Source organism: Actinoallomurus liliacearum, from assembly GCF_039542035.1.
Lineage (GTDB): Bacteria > Actinomycetota > Actinomycetes > Streptosporangiales > Streptosporangiaceae > Actinoallomurus > Actinoallomurus liliacearum.
Map to the genome: position 1 here is coordinate 141422 of NZ_BAABHJ010000006.1, position 18030 is coordinate 159451.

Genomic DNA, 18030 nt, shown 5'->3' on the forward strand with positions numbered 1-18030 from the left:
TGTCGAGCAGACGAACGGCCCCGGGAGTTTCAGGTGGTGCGCCGTGTCCCGGTCAGGAGCCGTCGGGCTCGGCCGTGATGAGGTGCTTGAGCAGCGTCTCGCTGATGGCGCCGAGCTGCAGGACCTGTTCGGGTGAGAGCAGGTCGATCAGGTGGGCTCGGACGCTCTCGACATGAGGCGGCGCGGCGGCGTGGAGGGCGGCCAGACCGTCATCGGTGAGTAGCCGCCCGCGTCCAGGCCGAACGCGTCGTGAGGTTCACCCGCGCCATCAAGGACGCCTGACCACATCCCTCAGGACGGCCTCAGACGGGCGCGCGAGGCGGAGGGGCCCAGGGAATGCCGCACCCTCCGAATAAGTGCTCTGTCCCAGTAGTCCGGGAATTCACGGCCCGGCCGCCGGCATTGAATCGCCCACCGGCTGACAGCGGTGAACTCCATTGGGCCGGCCCTCGTCGGTGGGTGCCGCGGATCGCCGCTGCCGGTGTCCGCCGAGTGCTTCGCGCTGTGCCCCGGTGAGCCGGTGGCCTCCGGCGGTGATGGCGTAGGCGCCGGACTCGACGGCCCGTACGGTGACCGGGTCGCCGACCTCCGGATGCCGTTCGGCGCCGCGCAGGGCGCTGGTGACGCGGTCCGGATGCCATCCCAACGCGGTGGAGAGCTGCGCGACCGTGAGCGGCTCGCCGGCGTGCACGAGTGCGGCGAGCACGGTCAGTATGTCGCTGACGGCGGCTCGGCCGGGGCCGCCGTCCATGGTGGCGCTGAGACGCGCGAAGAACCGGGCCATCTCGTTCAGCCGGGCTCCCGCCGGCGTGGTGGCGCCGAAGATCTGGACTCCCCGTCGGGCGGTGTCGGCCCACAGGGCGTTCTTGCGGGCGCTCGCCGTCCATGCCCGGAGCCAGACATCGCCCCCGACGACGTACGTTTCGCGGTGTCGCCGAGGAGCGCGCTCGCGTCGGACGACGTCCAGACCTACGAGGTAGCCGATCGCCTTGGACACCGACGCCGGGCTGACCTGCAGCTGCCGGACCAGGTCGGCGGAGGTCAGGGCGCCGGAATCGGTCGTGACGAGGTGCGCGAGCACCCGCGCGGCCATTCGGGGAAGCCCGATCTGCACCATCAGCGCCGCGAAATCCTCCGCGAAGGCGCGGACCGCCTCGGGGTCACGCCTGTAGGTGTTCGCGGCGGCCGGGGCCCGCGGTCGCGCGGCCGGTCCGCGCCGGCGGGCACGCCGCTCGGTGGCCTGCTGGGCGTGGTGCGCCCGGTAACCTCCGGGTCCGCTGTTGCGCGCCACCTCCCGGCTGACGGTAGAGGTCGGCCTGCCCAGCCGCCTGGCCATCTCGGCGTAGCCGAGCCCTTCCACCAGCCACGACGCGATGCGCCGACGCTCCTGTTCGCTCAGCCTGCTTCCCGGCATTCGCGCAGTATGCAGTCGCGACCACCGCATTGCAACGGCGGACTCCTCAGGCGTTGCAATCGAGCACAGGTCATTGCAATTCTCTTCGTGAGAAATGACTGGTCAGAGGCGTTGTTGTCCGAGCAGGAAGATTGACGATCTAGGAAAGGAGACGTAACTTGCCTCACCTCTCGAGCCACCGTAAGGAGTCGACATGACACAGCCCCGCCCCAGAACCGGCTCGACGGCCTCGTCGGCCGCTGACCGTGACGTCCTTCAGCGGCTGCTCGATCGGGCGGTCGGTGAAGGCGGCGTTCCCGGCATCGTCATCGAGGTCCGCGACGACCGCGGGGGGTGGTTCGGCGCGGCGGGAGTGGCCGACACCGACACCGGGCGCGAACGCACCGCGCAAGAGCGGTTCCGTATCGGGAGCGCCACCAAGACGTTCGTGGCCACGGTGATCCTGCAGCTCGTGGCCGAGGGCGGGCTGAGCCTCGACGACACCGTGGAGGCATGGCTGCCGGGAATGGTCCACGGCCACGGTCACCAGGGCGGGAAGGTCGGTATCCGGCGGTTGCTGAACCACACCAGCGGGATCTTCAGCTACACAGAGGACCCCCCGATGGTGAACCGCTACGAGAAGCACACCCCGGAACTGCTCGTGGACATCGCCATGGCCCATCCACCCGCCTTCGAACCGGGTGCGGACTGGGGTTACGGCAACACCAACTACATCCTCGCCGGCATGATCGTTGAACGGGTGACCGGCCAGGCGCTGGCCGACGAGATCGCCCGGCGGATCACCCGGCCGCTCGGCCTGGACGGGACGTACCTGCCGAGCGGCGCCGACCCGACGATCCAGGGACCACACCCGCGGCACTACACGAAGCTGACGAATCCCGCCCCCGACGCCGAGATCCACGACGCGACCGAACTGGACTCATCGATGTTCTGGGCGGCGGGCGGCATGATCTCCACGACCGGGGACCTCCACCGGTTCTTCGGCGCACTCCTGGGCGGCCGGCTCCTCCCTTCCGCGCAGCAAGAAGAGATGTTCACCGTGGTCCCGACCAAGGACTGGATCCCCGACACGGCGTACGGGCTGGGCATCTCCTCGGTCACGCTGCCGTGCGGCGCCACGGTGTGGGGCATGGGCGGCGCGATCTTCGGCTCGTGGTCCTACACCTACGGCACCCGCGACGGCGGGCATCTGGTCGTCATCGAGGTCAACGGCGACTGGGCCGACGGCCCCTGGGAGGATCCGATCGGCATCTTCACGGACGTGCTCCAGGCGGAGTTCTGCCCGCCGAAGACGACACCATGAGGGCAGTACGGGCCAGCGGCGCCGTCGACGATGTCGCGGCGCGCTTGCCGCGAGGGGGTGTCGTTGTACCGGATGCTCGGGAAAGGTCCCGCCCATGGTGCAGATGCGCGGGCTTTGCTCCCGTCCTGGACCACGGTCGCCGAGCACTCGGTACGCCTTGGGCGGCGGACCGGGAGCCCCTCAGTCGCCGGCTCGGCCGACCGGTGTGACGAATCCGCCGCTGTCGGGCAGGGGTCGGCCTGGTCTCCGTGCTGTCATGGAGATCCACCGGACAGGTCCCTAGCCCTGGACGGTCGGGCGGATGGTGACCTCGCCGATCTCCACGTCGTGGGGCTGTTCGACGGCGAAGGCGATGGCGCGGGCGACGGCCTCCGGCGGGATGGCGATCCGGTCCATGGTGCGGCGGGCCTGCTCACGGGCCCGGGGGTCGTCGATCGAGTCGGTGAGTTCGGTGTTCACGAAGCCCGGCGACACCGCCGTCGTCCGGACCACGCCGTCGGTCGACTCCTGCCGCAGTGCTTCCAGGAGAGTGCGGACGGCGTTCTTGGTCGCGGCGTAGACCGCCTGGGTGGGGACGATCTTCAGGCCGGACGTCGACACCGTGGTCACCAGGTGGCCGCGGCCCTGCCGGCGGAAGACCGGAAGCGCGGCGGCGACGCCGTGCAGCACTCCGCGGAGGTTGACGTCGATCATCGCCGACCAGCCGTCGACGTCGAGGTCGGCCACGGGTCCGAGCCTGCTGATGCCGGCGTTGCCCACCAGCACGTCGAGGCGGCCGAACTCCGCCACGGCCCGGCCGACGAGTCCCTCCAGGTCCTCGCGCCGGGTGACGTCCGTGGCGCAGGCGATGGCGCGCCCGCCGTGGTCGCGGATGTCCCGGGCGAGCTCGTCGAGGCGCTCCGTCCGGCGTGCGCCGAGGACGACGGCCGCCCCTCGCTCGGCGAGCAGGCGCGCCGTCGCCTCGCCGATGCCGCTGCTCGCTCCGGTGATGGCGACGACCTTGCCGCTGATGGCTGTCATGGGAATCCCTCCGGCATAAAGTGGACACGTGTCCGCAGTGACTTGCACGCTACCGGACACGTGTCCGCTTAGCCAACGCATCGAGCAGGGGAGCGATGGACTCAACCCGCCGCCGGGCCGACGCCGCCGACAACCGCGCACGGATCATCCGGGTCGCGCGAGAGGTCATCGCGAACGCGGAGGAGATCAGGCTCAACGCGATCGCCAAGCAGGCGGGGGTCGGCCAGGGCACCCTCTACCGCCACTTCCCGACCCGGGAGGACCTGCTCGCCGAGGTCTATCGGGAGGACGTCGGCGAGCTCGTCGCGGCGGCCCCGGCGCTGCTCGCCGAGCATGAGCCGCTGACCGCACTGGCTCGCTGGTTCGACCGCGTGGTCGACTACGCGCGGGTCAAGCGCGGAGTGTTCGCCGCCGTCGAGGCGGCGGTCTGGCGGGACCTCTCGGCGCACAGTCTCGGCCCGATCGGCGACGCGCTGACCGTGCTCCTCGACGCCGGCAGGGCGGACGGGAGCATCCGCCCCGACGTGGACGCCCGTGACGTCATCCTTCTCATCGGTTACCTGACCCGCCTCGAGCAGGACGAGTGGGACGCCAGGGCCCGGCACCTGCTCCAGGTCGTTCTCGACGGGTTGCGCCGCCCCGAGCGGTCAGTCCGAGCGACGCCGAGGTGACGCCGGATCGACGATCTCTTCCTCCGGCAGGCTGGACAGCGTCCGCAGGGCCCGGAGGAAGGCGGCGCGGTCGGCGGCCGGAAGGCGGGCGAGCAGGAGGTTCTCCCGCTCTCTGATGCCGGCCTGTACGGAGTCGCGTACCCGCCGTCCCTCCGGGGTGAGGGAGAGGAGCCGGACCCGCCGGTCGCCGGGGTCGGGTCGCCGCTCGATCAGCCCGCGCTCCTGGAGGCCGTCGAGCACGCCGATGATGCGGGTCTTGTCGGCGCCGATGGCCTGGGCCAGCGCGTTCTGGGTCCGGACGGGCTCCTCGCCCAGGGCCAGCAGCACGGAGTACGCCCACATGGACATGTCGTGGGCGCTCAGCACCGGCGCCTCGGCCGCCATCAGGGCGCGCCCCAACGGCACGATCATCGCCGCCAGGTCACGCCGCCCGTCTTCGGCCGCCCTGCTCTCCGTCATGGCACGAAAATACGGTGTCTCCAAAGATGTGCTTGGACAGATGATAAGCAACTTGCTTACTATCAGCTCATGCATACGATTGATCTACGTCCGGCGGACGAGCGGGTGGTGCGGACGAGCGTCGAGGTGGTGGCGAAGGCGGGCCGTGACGATCTCGGCCGCCCCACACCGTGTTCGGCCTGGACGCTCGGCGACCTGCTCGCCCACATGACGGCCCAGCATCACGGCTTCGCCGCCGCCGCGCGGGGCGGCGGCACCGACCTCGCGGTCTGGCGGCCCCGGCCGCTCGACGCGGATCCGGTGGCCGCGTACGCCGCCGCCGCCGAGGAGGTCCTCGCCGCGTTCGCCGGACCTGACGTCCTGGATCGGGCGTTCGCCCTGCCCGAGGTCGGGCCCGGAGCGACGTTCCCCGGCGCTCAGGCGATCGGGTTCCACTTCATCGACTACGTGGTGCACGCCTGGGACGTCGCGCGCTCCCTCGGGCTGTCGTACGAACTGGACGACGACCTGGCCGAGGACGCGCTGCGGGTCGCGTTGGCCGTCCCCGGCGGGGACCACCGGCTCGGGCCGGGCGCCTCCTTCCGCCCGGAGTTGCCCGCGCCCGAGGGCGCGTCCCCGCTCGACCGGATCCTGACGGCGCTCGGTCGCTCCCCGAACTGGCCCGCCGGAGCCTGAGCCGTGCGAGGATCCCGGCTCAATGCCCGACGGTGACGACGATCTTGCCGAACTGGGCGTTGGACTCCAGGTACCGGTGGGCCTCGACGATCTCCTCCAGGTCGAACGTGCGGTCCACGACGGGCCGGAAGGCGCCCGAACGCAGCCCTGAGGCCACGAACGCCTCCGCACGGCGGAGCCGTTCGGGCCGGCGGGTCGTCTCGTGCAGGGTGTAGGTGCGCATGCTGAGCGCGGGCATGCCCAGCTCGATCCCCGGATAGGGCGTCGGCTCGCCGCTCAGCGCGCCGTACACCAGGAGCGTGCCCTCGTCGGCGACCACCTTGGCCAGGTCCATGACGCCGGGACCGGCGACGGCGTCGAACACGAACTCGGCGCCCCGGTCGCCGGTCGCCGCCAGCACCCGCTCGACGACGTCCTCGGACTCGGTGACGATCACGTCCGCCGCGCCCGCCTTCAGCAGTGCCTCCTTCTTGGCGGCGGTGCGGGTGAGGGCGATCGGCGTGGCGCCGACACGGTCGGCCACCTGGATGGCGGCCAGCCCGACGCTGCTGGACGCCGCGTTCAGCACGACCGTGTCCCCGGGGCGCATCCCGCCGACCTCGACCAGCGCCCCGTAGGCCGTCACGTACGGCATCCACACCGCCGCGCCCTCGACCGCGCCGAGCCCCTCCGGACGGCGCATCACCGCCGACGCGGGCACGATCGCCCGCTCGGCGTAGACGCCGTAGTCGTTCTGGGAGAACGCGGGCACGGTGCCGACCGGCTGCCCGGGCCGGAACCCGGTGACGCCCGCGCCGACCGCCTCGATCACGCCGGCGGCCTCGGTGCCCAGCCGGGCGGGGAACCGCTTCACCTCCTCGATGTAGTGGCCGGTCCGGAACAGCACCTCGGCCCTGTTCAGGCCGATCGCGTCCACCCGGATCCGCACCTCGCCCGGACCCGGATCGCCGACCTCCAGATCCTCCAGCCGCAGCACCTCGGGGCCGCCGAGCTCGTGGAACCGCACCGTCCTGGTCATCGCGTCGTCCTTCCGCGGAGTCGTGGGGTGAACCACTTAAGCCCGTAAGTACGACGGCTGTCAAACTTTGACGTTCATCGTATTTCGACGCCGGTCGTAGGATGTGGTCATGGACGACCGCATCCCGCCGCACCCCGACGTGCGGACGGTCCCGCTGCAGCGGGTCCTCGAGGCCCTCGTCGACCCGGTGCGGCGGAGCATCGTCACGCAGCTCTGCGACGCCACCGCCGACCTCAAGTGCGGCGGGTTCGACATTCCCGTGAGCAATTCCACGGCCACCCACCATTTCCGGATCCTGCGCGAGGCCGGGCTCATCCGGCAGTACTACGTCGGCACCTCGCGGATGAACGCTCTTCGGCGCGACGAGGTCGACGAGGTCTTTCCCGGACTGCTCGACGCCATTGTGTCCGCCGACCGCGAGTCCTCCGGGACGCTCTCGCGTCGATGAGCGCGCGATTCAAGCGTGAGTGGCGCGGCAGGCTCGTGGGGAGACGCTCGCCGAGCACGACGAGGAGGTCATGCGGTTTTTCGCGGACGGCCTCGAACCGCCAGAGGACCTGCTGCACGCCGCGATCCGGCGGGTCGCGATCGCGTCCGGCGGGTCGGAGGGTCCTACGGTCACGCCGGTGCTCTGCGGCACGGCCTTCAAGAACAAGGGCGTGCAGCCGCTGCTCGACGCGGCCGTCCGGTACCTCCCGTCCCCGCTGGACGTCGAGGCCGTCGACGTCCGGCGCGGAGCCGCGATCAGACCGGCCGACGACGAACCCCTCACCGCGCTCGTGTTCAAGATCCTGACCGACGCGCACCTGGGCCGGCCGGCCTCCGTCCGGATCTACGCCGGCCGCCTGGAGCCGGGGGCGACGGTGCGCCGAGCGGGCCGGCGCCCGGATCGTCCAGGGGCGGGTGCCCCTGGTCCGGTCACGTTTCAGTGACTTGCCGGAGGCCGCGCCAAGCGATCAGTACGTTGTTATCCTTCCGGTTCCTCATACGAAAGGGCATCTTGTGGCTATCCGCGACAAATTGCGGGCCAATGCGGCTCCCCTCCTCCAGCCGGGGGAGAACATCCAGGCCGTCTTCTGCGGACAGACGACCAGCCAGTACTTCGCCCTGATCTCGGTGTGGATCATCATCCTCACGAACGCCTACCGCGTCGTGGTGGTCACGGACCGGCGGATCCTGATCTGCAAGTCCGGGCGGTTCCGGATGACCCCGGTGAAGGAGATCAGCCGGGAGTTGCCGCGCAACCTGCGGATCGGGCCGGCGAGCGGCCTGTGGTGGCGTTGCGAGTCTCTCGGCGAGAAGCTGTACGTCCACAAGCGGTTCCACAAGGACGTGGCCGCGGCGGACGGTCAGGCCCTCGCCGCCTGAGACACCCGCGTCCCCGGTGGGCCGGTCTCGGAGCGGCCCGTGCGGCCGTCGCCCCCGTCGCCGCGCCGATCCGCCGGGGAACCGCCCCGCGGACCGGCGCGGGACCGCTCACCCGCCGACGCCGCCGGGGGACGGAGGCAGGTGCCAGTGCAGGAAGTCCGCGAGGGTGCGGCTGAGCCGTACGCGGTGGTCCGACAGGTCGTGGTCGGCGGGGAACAGATGGTCTTCGAGGCGGTCGACGGGGTGGGCCCGGTAGGCGCTCACGACCGGATCGTGGTGGAACGGGGCGGGGGTCACGTCGTCGCGGCCGGTGCCGATGAGCAGCACCGGGCGGTCCGCGAGCCGCGGGGCGAGCCCGGCGAGACTCCATGAGTCGCCCGCCTCCTCCATCTCGGCGAGGAGGGCCTCGGCGCTGGTGCCGCGCAGCGGGGCGAGGCCGCCGCGCCACAGGTCGAGGTACCACGCGCGCCGCGCCGGATCGGCCCGGGAGTCCGCGGCCGCCCACCCGAAGTCGAACCCGGACACCGAGGCCACCGCGGCGATCGACGGGTCCGCCGCGGCGGTCATCAGCGCGGTGAAGCCGCCGGCGCTGTGCCCGGCCACCGCGAGTCGTTCCGGGTCCAGCCGATGAGCGGCCGCGAACTCCGGCTCCCGTACGGCGGTCGTGACCCGCGTGGCGTCCTCGAGCAGGTGGGCCCAGGAATAGGAACCGCCGATCCCCCACGAGCCGCGGTAGTGGAAGACCAGGGACGCGTAGCCGGCCCGGCGGAGCGCCTGCGCGACGTCGAAGTTGCGCTCGTTGCCGGGGAAACCGTGCAGCAGCACGACGATCGGGTGCGGCCCCGGGCCCGCCGGGACGTGCAGCACGCCGAGCAGCGTCTCGCCCGCGCTCTCGAAGGTCACCGCCGGAGTGGTCGCGGCCGGCGTCAGGTCCGGGGCCGGGTCGGTCATCAGGAAATCGGGCACGCTCACGCTACCTCCGCAGGTCGAAAGGGCTGGCGCGAGACTAGCAGTAGATCGAACCGATCGGTACGACCTCCCTCCGGGTCCGAGGCGGCTCCCCCGGACAGGGGAGGCGACCGCCGGCGGTTCACACCGCAGGGGGTCCTGTCCGATCGGCGCCTCCGGAAGGCTCGCCAGGGTCAGATCGGCTCGACGCGAGGTGCTGGTGCGGATGGTGCGAGAGGCGGCGGGACCGCCGGCGGGTGTGGGCGTGGCGTGGCGCGCGGCGCGCCGGATCGCCGGTTACGGCGCGGCGCTCAGCATGGCGTCCTACCTGGTCGTCAAGGTCATCTGGGTCGTCGCGGCGTTCGTCGGCCGCGCCCCGGAGGGCTTCGGCACCGCCGACTGGGTGACGCTGAACGCCGTCACCGTGGCGATGGCGACGACCGGGGTCGGACTCGGGCTGGCGCTGGCCCAGCGGTGGGGACGCCGGCTGCCCACCGTTCCGGTGGTCTTCTTCTCCTGGGTCGGGGCGGGCTTCCTGGTCCCCATGATCCCGTACATGGCGGCCGGCGGCCTCCTCGGCGCGTCGGGGGCCGACGCGGGCGGTGCGCGGGACGGTTCCGGCCTCGTGCCGCGGTGGGAGACGGCGCTGATCACCGTCGGATTCACGGGGATGGCCCTCGGGCTGGCCGTGGCCCTGCCGATCTATCTGCGGGAGCGCTGGCCGCGCGCCTTCCTCGGCCGGCTGCGCGGCGGCGAGGCGGGGGCCCGGCCGCTCGTCACCGCGGCGATCGTCGCGACCGTCGGGCTGGGCGTGCTCTGGTCCTCCTGGGCGCTGGGGGGCAGGCTGGGCCTCGACCCGGCACACCGTGAGGACGGGGATCTCAACGGGCGGCTGCTGAACGCGACCTCGGGACTGTGGGCCCTGATCGGCGCGTGGAGCGTGTGGGCGCTCACGCGCGGGCGGCCCGGCCGGCTTCGGCGGTGGCTCCCGATGAGCCTCGCCTTCGCCGGATCGGGTTCGCTGTTCGCGTGGAGCGGCTGGAAGCTGGCCATGGTGATCCTGCGGCCGGGAGGTTTCACGACCGCCGAGTACACGGGCGTCGCGATCGCCGAGCACGCGCTGGGCGTCGGCCTCGGCCTGACGCTGCTGACGGCGGTCCTCCGGAGCGTCCGGCCGGCGGGTCCTGAATCGCCGAACCATGCGGCCCCGGCCGGGATGGGCACCCGTACGACGGGTCCCGGTGCCGGGGGCGGCTGACCGCCCCCGGGTGAGGGAGCCGTGTCAGCCGTGGGACAGGCAGTTGCTCGGGGTCGCGTGCGCGGGGTCGAGGGCGTTCTCGACCTCGTGCAGGGCGACCGGGTCGAAGGCGATGGCGACGTGCTCGGAGACGTCGGTCGGGCAGAGGTTCTGCAGGAGGACGTTGTGGACGCCGGACCCGCTGAGGAACTGCGTGGCGTACGGCGTGACGACCTCGTCGTACCTGCTGGAGATCACCGTGTAGGAGACGCCGGGGACCGTGTCGCCGCCGGCGTTCAGCGTGGTCAGCAGGCTGGAGCCGACGACCTGGTCGACGCAGGCCGGGCAGCCGGAGTTCAGCAGGTCGAGGGCGCCGGGGAACTGCGCGGCGAGGGTGGCGAGGCCGTCGAGGGTCGTCCCGTGGTTGGACGGGGCCAGCCCGACGAGCGTGTGGACCTTGGCGGCGCCGCCGAGGAACTTCAGGTAGTAGCGCGGCATCATGCCGCCCTGTGAGTGCCCGACGAGGTCGGCCTGGGCGGCGTTCGTGGCGGCGAGGACACCGGTGACGAACGTCGCCAACTGGCCGGCCGAGCTCGCCACCGGGGCGACGGCGCGCAGGACGGGGACGCCCGGCACCTCGCCGTACGTGAGGGCGAAGACGCAGTAGCCGCGTGCGGCGAGGGCGGGCGCGGCGGTGAGCCAGTTGACGCTGCCGCTGGCGAAGGTGCCGTGAACGAGGACCACGGGCCGCGGGTGCGCCGCGGAGGGCCGGCACGACCAGTCGTTCGCGCCGGGGACGCCCGGGGCGGCGAGCGCCTTGGCGGCGTCGACCGGGTCGGCGGCGTGCGCGGCGGTGGACACGCCGGTGAGCAGGACGCAGGACAGGACCGCGGCGGCGGTGAGGCAGAGCGTACGGAGGAGGCGGGGGCGAGGGGGCACGGTTCCTCCCGGAGGGGGTGGCGGGGGAGTGCCGTTGTGAACCGCGTCACGTAATCAGGCACTTATGGAGGGAAGTTACCCCCGGGTTAACAACCTGACCAGCGCGTCACAAATAACGGTCAAATAACAAAAACTCGCCAGTAGTCAGCGGGGCTGCGGAACGCTTCCGCAGCCCCGCCGTCCTCGCCACCTGCCGTCAGGACGAGGGGATGTCCAGCGCCGTGCCGTAGAGACGGTCGACGCGCAGCCGGATCACCAGCCGCCGGTCGGCCACCATCTGCGTCAGGAAGGCCGCCCGCTCGTCGGCGCTCTCGAAGTGCGGGACCATGCCGAGCAGTTCGAGCCCCGTCGGGTCGCCGGGCGTGGTCGTGACCGGGGAGAGTTCGGCGGTGCCCTCGGCCACGGCGAACGACCAGTGGTCCTCGCTGGCGACGTACAGCGCGCTCCGCGGGTCCTTGCGCAGGTGGCGGACCTTCAGCCGGTCGGCCGTGGTGCTGATCCGGGCGACGCGCTCCCGCTCGTCCCACGCGTAGAGGACGGTGGACAGGTGCGGGTGGCCGCTGCTCTTGTTCGTGGCCAGGGCCCCGAACTGATGGTCGGCGAGGAACCGCGCGAGGGCGTCGTCGGACAGTGCGACCGGGGCGGGGCCCGATCCGGGGGTGTTCTCGGTGTCGCTCATCGGTCTCTGTTCTCAGTGGGCGGATGCGGGAGCGGTGGGGGCGTCGGCCGGGGCGTCGGCGGGTTCGGCCGTCGTACGGCGGGGCTGCCGCAGCACGGTCAGGGCGAGGACGAAGGCGACGGCGAGCAGGCCCGCGCCGATGCCGAACGCCAGGTGGAACCCGCCGGTCAGCGCGGCCGCCCGATCGTGCCCGTGCGCCGCCAGGTGGGTGGTGCGGCCGGTCGCCAGCGTCGACAGCACCGCGACGCCGAGCGCGCCGCCGACCTGCTGGGCGGTGCTGAACAGTCCCGACGCGACTCCCGCGTCGTCCGGCCGGGCGCCCGACATGCCGAGGGCGGTCACCGCCGAGATCGCCAGGCCGAACCCGCCCGCGAGCAGCATCGTCGGCAGCAGGTCCACGACGTAGTCGGCGTGCGCGGGCAGCCGGGTCAGCAGCAGGAGGGCCGTCACCAGCGACGCGAGCCCGGCGAGCAGGACGAGCCGTTCGCCGAACCGCGCGATCAGCCGGGCCGACAGCAGCAGTGACACGGTCGCGATCATTCCGGCCGCCGGCAGCATCGCCAGGCCGGTGCCCAGCGCGCCGTACCCGAGCACGTTCTGGGCGTACAGCGCGATGAGGATCTGGAACCCGAACAGGGCGGAGACCATCAGGACCTGGATGAGGTTGGCGCCCGAGACGTTGCGCGACCGGAACATCCGCAGCGGCAGCAGCGGAGCGGCGGCCCTGGCCTGGCGCAGGACGAATCCGGCGAGCAGGGCGACGGAGACCGCGCCGAGGCCGAGCGTCGAGGGGGCGGCCCAGCCGTGCCGACCGGTCTGGACGATCGTGTAGACGGTCAGCATCAGCCCGGCGGTGACCAGCAGGGCGCCGCCGGCGTCGGCGCCCGCGCGGACCCCGAGGCCGCGCTCGTCGGGCAGCGCCCGGACCGCCAGGGCCAGCGTCGCGGCCCCGATCGGCAGGTTGATGAAGAAGATCCAGTGCCAGTTGATCGCCTCGGTGAGGACCCCGCCGAGGACCTGGCCGATCGAGGCGCCGGCGGCCCCGACGAAGCTGAACGCGCCGATCGCCGTGCCGCGCTCGCGCGGCTCGGGGAAGAGCGTGACGATCATTCCGAGGCCCACGGCCGAGGTCAGCGCGCCGCCGACGCCCTGCACGAAGCGCGCGGCGATCAGCGTCTCCTGGTCGGTCGCGAGGCCGCACAGCAGTGAGGCCGCGGTGAACACCGCCAGGCCGGCGACGAACACCCGCTTGCGGCCGACCAGGTCGCCGAGCCGGCCGGCCAGCAGGAGCAGGCCGCCGAACGCGATCATGTAGGCGTTGACGGTCCAGGTGAGGTTCGCGGGGGAGAAGTGCAGGTCCCGCTGGATGGCCGGCAGCGCGACCGTCACGATGCTGCCGTCCAGAATGATCATCAGGCTTCCGGCGCACAGCGCGACCAGCGCTGCGGTGCGCGACCGGACAAGGGGTGGGGTCATGGGCGTCTCCCGGTGCGAGGGTGGGCAACCGAGATAGGACGCTAGCAAATAGTTTTGTTGTAGACAATCTTCTTCGGACTCAACTTCGTGGCTGGCGTGCCCTCCGGATCGGCCGCTCGCACTCCACCGGGGTCGCCAGGTGGCCCTCGGCCAGCCGGGTCAGCGCCCGGACGAGCACCTCGCGCTCGTCCTCGGGCAGCGCCTCCAGGGCCTCGCGGTGCACCCGGTCGGCGATGCGCGTCCCCTCGGCGACGGCTCGCTCGCCCGCCTCGGTGACGGAGATGATCCGCGCCCGGCGGTCCCGGCTCGACGGCCGGCGTTCGGCGAGCCCGGCCTTCTCGAGCTCGTCGACGGTGACGACCATCGTCGTCTTGTCGAGATCGGAGATCTCGGCCAGCTGGATCTGGGTGCGTTCCTCCTCCAGTGCGTGGAACAGCACGCAGTAGCCCCGTGGGGTCATCCCGATCTCGGCGAAGGCGGCGGTCATCCGGGTCGCGAGCACGTGCCCGGTGTGGGTGAGCAGGTAGGACAGGTCCGGCGCGGTACGCGAGGGAGCGCTCGTGGTCATGTCACCAATCTAACAAGTAGCGGATTATCTGTGACCGTACGAATGACGGCCGTCAGTGATCGGTACGCGGATGGTCAGCGGAGGCGCCGAGTCTTCCCTCCATGAACGACTTCTCCGCCGGAACCGCGGCCAAGGCGGGCCGCCGGGAGTGGATCGCGCTCTGCGTGCTCCTGCTCCCCCTCCTCCTCGTGTCCATGGACGTGTCGGTGCTGTACTTCGCCGTCCCGTTCATCAGCAGGACCCTCCAGCCGACGAGCACCGAACAACTGTGGATCTTCGACATCTACGGGTTCGTGCTGGCCGGGCTGCTCATCACGATGGGCGCGCTCGGCGACCGGATCGGCCGGCGCCGGCTGCTGCTGATCGGCGCGCTCGGCTTCGGCCTCGCGTCGGTGGCCGCCGCGTACGCGCAGAGCGCCGGGATGCTGATCGCCGCGCGCGCCGTCCTCGGGGTCGGCGGCGCGACGCTGATGCCCTCGACGCTGGCGCTGATCCGCAACATGTTCCACGACGAGAAGCAGCGCGGCACCGCCGTCGCGATCTGGTCGGCGGCCACCACGAGCGGCATCGCGCTCGGCCCGGTCCTGAGCGGGCTGCTGCTGAACCACTTCTGGTGGGGCTCGGTCTTCCTCATCAACACCCCGGCCATGGTGCTGCTCCTCGTCTTCGCCCCGTTCCTGGTGCCGGAGTTCCGGAACCCGGCGGCCGGCCGGTTCGACCTGCTCTCCTCGGTCCTCTCGCTGGGCGCGGTACTGCCCGTGATCTACGGTGTAAAGGAGATCGCCGCCGACGGCGTCGACCTCGTGCGGGTGCTGAGCATCTTCGCCGGACTGCTGGTCGGCGCGGTCTTCATCCGCCGCCAGGCCCGTCGCCCCGACCCGATGATCGACCTGCGGATGTTCCGCAACCGGGGGTTCAGCGGCTCGATCGTCACCAACCTGATCGCGATGTTCGCCATGGTCGGTTTCGCGATCTTCACGACGCAGTACCTGCAGTCGGTGCTCGCCATGAGTCCCCTGACCGCCGCCCTGTGGAGCCTGGTCCCCTCGCTGGGCGTCGGCATCGCCGCGCCGTTGGCCACCCAGCTGGCCCGCAGGGTGAACCGGGCGTACGTGATCGGTGCCGGCTTCCTGGTCGCCGCGCTCGGCTTCGTCGCGCTGACGCAGGTGCGGGCGGACTCGTCGGTCGTGGTGATCCTGGTGGGCGCCGGGGTGTACGCCATCGGCCTGGCCGTGGTGATGACGCTCGTCACGGACATGGTGCTGGGCGCCGCGCCGCCCGAGCGCGCCGGGACCGCGTCCGCGCTGGTCGAGTGCGGTTCGGAGTTCGGCGGCGCCCTCGGTATGGCGATCCTCGGCAGCGTCGGGACGGCGATCTACCGTCGGAACGTCACCGACGCGCTGCCCGCGGGCCTGTCGCACGACGCGGTGCACGCCGTACGGGAGACGCTGGGCGGCGCGCTCGCGGTGGCCGGCCGGCTGCCGGGCGGAGGCGGCGCGGCGGTCCGGCGGGCCGCGAGCGACGCGTTCGTCGACGGCATGCACGCCGCCGCCGTGGCGGGTGCCGTGGCCATGGTGGGCGCCGCCCTCCTCGCCCTGCTGGTCCTGCGCCGGGCCGAGATCGCCCAGCCGACCGACCGGTCCGCCGCGCCCGATTCCGCCGGCGCCGAAGCCGCCCTGCGCGGCTGACCGCCGGACCTCACCGCTCCACGGGCTGGGAACCACCCGTCTCGGCGGAGCGGCGGACGGCGTCCAGCAGCCGGTGCACGCGGACCCCGTGCTCGAATCCGGGTACGCGCCGGGCCCCCTCGCGGATGTCCTCGGCGAGGCGCGCGTACAGCCGGGCGACGTTCCGGGCGAGCACGGGAGTCTCGCCCGGAAGGTCCACGAAGACCCCGCCCGCACCATGCGCGGGCGCCTCGCCCGGGACACGCACGGGAGCCGCGCCGGGCGTCGAGGTCAGGTCCGGGACCCGGCCGTGCCCGGCCGGTACGGGCAGGTCCCGCCAGGGATCGCCGGCCTTCCGCGCCTCGTACAGCCGGGGCTCGCCGACCTGGATCTGCGCGGCTCGCCAGTCGCCCGCCGCGACCACGGTCAGGTCTCCCTCGGTGCCGGTGAACTCCAGGACGGTGCGGCTCTCGCCCACCTTCGCGTCCTGCAGGTGGACGGCGGCGACCGCTCCGCCGGCGAGCCGGCCGTGCAGCACCACCTGGTCCGGGCTGGCGGCCTCCACCGTCGCACCGGTCTCGGCGACGGTGTACCGGGGACGCGAGACCGACAGGGCGGCCGAGAGCTCGGTGAGGTCGCCGGCCAGGTACTCCAGGACGTCCAGGGTGTGTCCGCCGACGACCTCCAGGAGGCCCGCGCCCTGAGCCGGGTCGAGGGTGTAGGCGGCCCAGGCGGGGATCTCGCCGCTCGCGCCCTTGCTCCGCGCGGCGTGCACGTTGACCGCCGTGACCCGGCCCAGGTGCCCGCCCGCGATGAGCTCACGGGCGTACGTGATCGCCGGCGCGTACCTCGCCTGCAGGCCCACCGCGTCGTGCACCCCGGCGGCGCGCGCGGCCGCCGCCAGGCGTTCCGCCTCGGCGGTGGTGAGGCCGAGCGGCCACTCGCAGTAGACGTGCTTGCCGGCCGCCAGCGCCGCGCCGACCAGCTCGGCGTGGGCGGCCACCTTGACGGTCACCACCACCAGGTCGACCTCGGGGTGCTCGGCGAGCCGGCGGGCGTCGGTGAACGCGTGCGCGGCGCCGAAGGCTCGGGCGGCCTCGCGTGCGCTCTCCGGGCGGCTGGTGCCGACCGCGGTCAGCTCGTACGCCGGGAGCGCGCGCAGCGCGGGAATGTGCGCGGCCGCCGCCCAGCCGCGCTCGGGCGAGGCCCCGACGACGCCGACGCGAATCCGGTCCATGTGCGCTCTCCTCCAACTAACCGGACGCGGTTCGTCCGCTCAGGGCTCGTGAGCGTACGATAAACGGACGTGATTCGTCCACTTGTTGCCGGAAGGTGGCTCGGTGGCCGCGCGGAGCCACCGGCGGAATCCACGCCGGGCCGGCGTGGTTGACGATCTCCGGGACCGCGCGCGTCGTGATTCGGGAAGCGCCGGTCAGGATGAACAGGTAGGCCAGGATGCACGGTGAGTACAAGGTGCCGGGCGGCAAGCTCGTGGTCGTCGACTTCGGCGTCGATGACGGGAGACTGCGGAACGCCCGGGTCAGCGGCGACTTCTTCCTCGAACCGGACGAGGCGCTCGACGCCATCGACGACACCCTGAACGGCCTGCCCGTGCACCTGGAGGCGCGGGACATCGCGGCCCGGATCGACGCGCGGCTGCCGACGGGCGCCATGATGTTCGGGCTCTCCACCGAGGCCGTCGGCATCGCGGTGCGCCGGGCGCTGACGGACGCGACCGACTGGCGCGACTACGACTGGCGGCTCATCCACGAGGACCCACAGGACCCGGCGCTGCACATGGCCTTGGACGAGGTCCTCACCGAGGAGGTGGCGGCCGGGCGCCGGCCCCCGACGCTGCGCGTCTGGGAGTGGGCGGCGCCGGCGGTGGTGATCGGCAGTTTCCAGTCGCTGCGTAACGAGGTGGACGCCGACGCGGCGCGCCGGCACGGCGTGACCGTGGTCCGCAGGATCAGCGGCGGCGGGGCGATGTTCATCGAGCCGGGCAACACGATCACCTACTCGCTGTACGCTCCCGACGCGCTCGTCCAGGGCATGACGTTCGCCGACAGCTACGCGTTCCTCGACGACTGGGTTCTCGGCGCGCTGGGCGAGCTGGGCATCCGGGCGTGGTACCAGCCGCTCAACGACATCACCTCCGACCAGGGCAAGATCGCCGGGGCGGCGCAGAAGCGGCTGAGCTCCGGCGCGGTGCTGCACCACGTGACCATGTCGTACGACATCGACGCGGACAAGATGCTGCAGGTGCTGCGGATCGGCCGGGAGAAGCTGTCCGACAAGGGCATCGCCAGCGCGAAGAAGCGGGTGGACCCGCTGCGCCGCCAGACCGGCCTTCCCAGGTCCCAGATCATCGACCGGATGATCACGCACTTCCGGGGCCGGTACGGGCTGACGGAGGACCGGCTCACCGACGACGAACTCCAGGCGGCGGCCAAGAGGGTGGCCGCGAAGTTCGGCACCGCCGAGTGGACGGCCCGCGTGCCCTGACCGCCTTGGGGGTCCGCGAGACGGGGCCCGACGCGCTTCGGTTGGATGGTTGTGGAGGGGGCACGCGAAGAGAGTGCTTTCTT

The 18030-nt window shown here is 72.2% G+C and carries 19 protein-coding genes; 9 read left to right on the plus strand and 10 right to left on the minus strand.

Annotated features, from left to right (window positions below; genetic code table 11):
- Positions 1-382 precede the first annotated feature (382 nt).
- Positions 383-1414, minus strand: a complete 1032-nt coding sequence (locus ABD978_RS14305; RefSeq protein ID WP_345353824.1) for a GbsR/MarR family transcriptional regulator — start codon at positions 1412-1414, stop codon at positions 383-385.
- A 193-nt stretch (positions 1415-1607) separates the two neighbouring features.
- Here ABD978_RS14305 and ABD978_RS14310 point away from each other — a divergent pair, with 193 nt between their 5' ends.
- Positions 1608-2717: a serine hydrolase domain-containing protein gene (locus ABD978_RS14310; RefSeq protein ID WP_345353825.1), complete on the plus strand. Its 1110-nt coding sequence runs from the start codon at positions 1608-1610 to the stop codon at positions 2715-2717.
- Between the two features lie 279 nt (positions 2718-2996).
- On the opposite strand, the gene ABD978_RS14315 is transcribed toward ABD978_RS14310, so the two are convergent.
- Positions 2997-3737, minus strand: coding sequence for an SDR family oxidoreductase (locus ABD978_RS14315; RefSeq protein WP_345353826.1), 741 nt, complete (start codon positions 3735-3737; stop codon positions 2997-2999).
- Positions 3738-3832: 95 nt separating this feature from the next.
- Between ABD978_RS14315 and ABD978_RS14320 the strand changes: the two genes are divergently transcribed.
- Positions 3833-4408: a TetR/AcrR family transcriptional regulator gene (locus ABD978_RS14320; RefSeq protein WP_345353827.1), complete on the plus strand. Its 576-nt coding sequence runs from the start codon at positions 3833-3835 to the stop codon at positions 4406-4408.
- Here the strand turns inward: ABD978_RS14320 and ABD978_RS14325 are convergent.
- Positions 4385-4867 carry a MarR family winged helix-turn-helix transcriptional regulator gene (locus ABD978_RS14325; RefSeq protein ID WP_345353828.1) on the minus strand — a complete coding sequence of 161 codons (483 nt, stop codon included), beginning with the start codon at positions 4865-4867 and terminating at the stop codon, positions 4385-4387. The genes ABD978_RS14320 and ABD978_RS14325 overlap by 24 nt on opposite strands.
- A 69-nt stretch (positions 4868-4936) precedes the next feature.
- Here ABD978_RS14325 and ABD978_RS14330 point away from each other — a divergent pair, with 69 nt between their 5' ends.
- The gene (locus tag ABD978_RS14330; RefSeq protein WP_345353829.1) at positions 4937-5542 is read left to right on the plus strand and encodes a TIGR03086 family metal-binding protein; all 606 of its coding nucleotides are present in this window, start codon (positions 4937-4939) and stop codon (positions 5540-5542) included.
- A gap of 19 nt (positions 5543-5561) precedes the next feature.
- Here ABD978_RS14330 and ABD978_RS14335 read toward each other — a convergent pair whose 3' ends face one another.
- Positions 5562-6560 (minus strand): zinc-dependent alcohol dehydrogenase family protein, encoded by a 999-nt coding sequence (locus tag ABD978_RS14335; RefSeq protein WP_345353830.1) that lies wholly within the window; start codon positions 6558-6560, stop codon positions 5562-5564.
- Positions 6561-6669: 109 nt separating this feature from the next.
- Here ABD978_RS14335 and ABD978_RS14340 point away from each other — a divergent pair, with 109 nt between their 5' ends.
- The 3 genes from ABD978_RS14340 to ABD978_RS14350 all read left to right on the plus strand — a co-directional run bounded on the left by ABD978_RS14340 (position 6670) and on the right by ABD978_RS14350 (position 7928).
- Positions 6670-7008, plus strand: a complete 339-nt coding sequence (locus ABD978_RS14340; protein ID WP_345353831.1) for an ArsR/SmtB family transcription factor — start codon at positions 6670-6672, stop codon at positions 7006-7008.
- A 70-nt stretch (positions 7009-7078) separates the two neighbouring features.
- Positions 7079-7492 carry a hypothetical protein gene (locus ABD978_RS14345; RefSeq protein ID WP_345353832.1) on the plus strand — a complete coding sequence of 138 codons (414 nt, stop codon included), beginning with the start codon at positions 7079-7081 and terminating at the stop codon, positions 7490-7492.
- Between the two features lie 88 nt (positions 7493-7580).
- A complete protein-coding gene (locus ABD978_RS14350) occupies positions 7581-7928 on the plus strand; it encodes a PH domain-containing protein (protein ID WP_345353833.1) in 348 nt (115 codons plus the stop codon).
- Between the two features lie 108 nt (positions 7929-8036).
- Here the strand turns inward: ABD978_RS14350 and ABD978_RS14355 are convergent, their stop codons facing one another.
- Positions 8037-8900 (minus strand): alpha/beta hydrolase family protein, encoded by an 864-nt coding sequence (locus ABD978_RS14355; protein WP_345353834.1) that lies wholly within the window; start codon positions 8898-8900, stop codon positions 8037-8039.
- A gap of 202 nt (positions 8901-9102) precedes the next feature.
- Here ABD978_RS14355 and ABD978_RS14360 point away from each other — a divergent pair, with 202 nt between their 5' ends.
- Positions 9103-10134: a hypothetical protein gene (locus ABD978_RS14360; protein WP_345353835.1), complete on the plus strand. Its 1032-nt coding sequence runs from the start codon at positions 9103-9105 to the stop codon at positions 10132-10134.
- Positions 10135-10158: 24 nt separating this feature from the next.
- Here the strand turns inward: ABD978_RS14360 and ABD978_RS14365 are convergent, their stop codons facing one another.
- From ABD978_RS14365 to ABD978_RS14380, 4 genes are all read right to left on the minus strand, one after another.
- Positions 10159-11052 carry an esterase/lipase family protein gene (locus tag ABD978_RS14365; RefSeq protein ID WP_345353836.1) on the minus strand — a complete coding sequence of 298 codons (894 nt, stop codon included), beginning with the start codon at positions 11050-11052 and terminating at the stop codon, positions 10159-10161.
- 196 nt (positions 11053-11248) lie between these two features.
- A complete protein-coding gene (locus ABD978_RS14370; RefSeq protein WP_345353837.1) occupies positions 11249-11731 on the minus strand; it encodes a TIGR03618 family F420-dependent PPOX class oxidoreductase in 483 nt (160 codons plus the stop codon).
- Positions 11732-11743: 12 nt separating this feature from the next.
- Positions 11744-13207 carry a DHA2 family efflux MFS transporter permease subunit gene (locus tag ABD978_RS14375; protein ID WP_345353838.1) on the minus strand — a complete coding sequence of 488 codons (1464 nt, stop codon included), beginning with the start codon at positions 13205-13207 and terminating at the stop codon, positions 11744-11746.
- A 79-nt stretch (positions 13208-13286) separates the two neighbouring features.
- Positions 13287-13775, minus strand: a complete 489-nt coding sequence (locus tag ABD978_RS14380; protein ID WP_345353839.1) for a MarR family winged helix-turn-helix transcriptional regulator — start codon at positions 13773-13775, stop codon at positions 13287-13289.
- A gap of 101 nt (positions 13776-13876) precedes the next feature.
- Here ABD978_RS14380 and ABD978_RS14385 point away from each other — a divergent pair, with 101 nt between their 5' ends.
- Positions 13877-15463 carry an MFS transporter gene (locus ABD978_RS14385; RefSeq protein WP_345353840.1) on the plus strand — a complete coding sequence of 529 codons (1587 nt, stop codon included), beginning with the start codon at positions 13877-13879 and terminating at the stop codon, positions 15461-15463.
- A gap of 10 nt (positions 15464-15473) precedes the next feature.
- Here ABD978_RS14385 and ABD978_RS14390 read toward each other — a convergent pair whose 3' ends face one another.
- Entirely contained in the window at positions 15474-16679 is a 1206-nt protein-coding gene (locus ABD978_RS14390; protein WP_345353841.1) for a Gfo/Idh/MocA family oxidoreductase, read from the minus strand.
- 218 nt (positions 16680-16897) lie between these two features.
- Here ABD978_RS14390 and lplAB point away from each other — a divergent pair, with 218 nt between their 5' ends.
- Positions 16898-17947: a lipoate-protein ligase LplAB gene (lplAB, locus tag ABD978_RS14395; RefSeq protein WP_345353842.1), complete on the plus strand. Its 1050-nt coding sequence runs from the start codon at positions 16898-16900 to the stop codon at positions 17945-17947.
- Positions 17948-18030 lie beyond the last annotated feature (83 nt).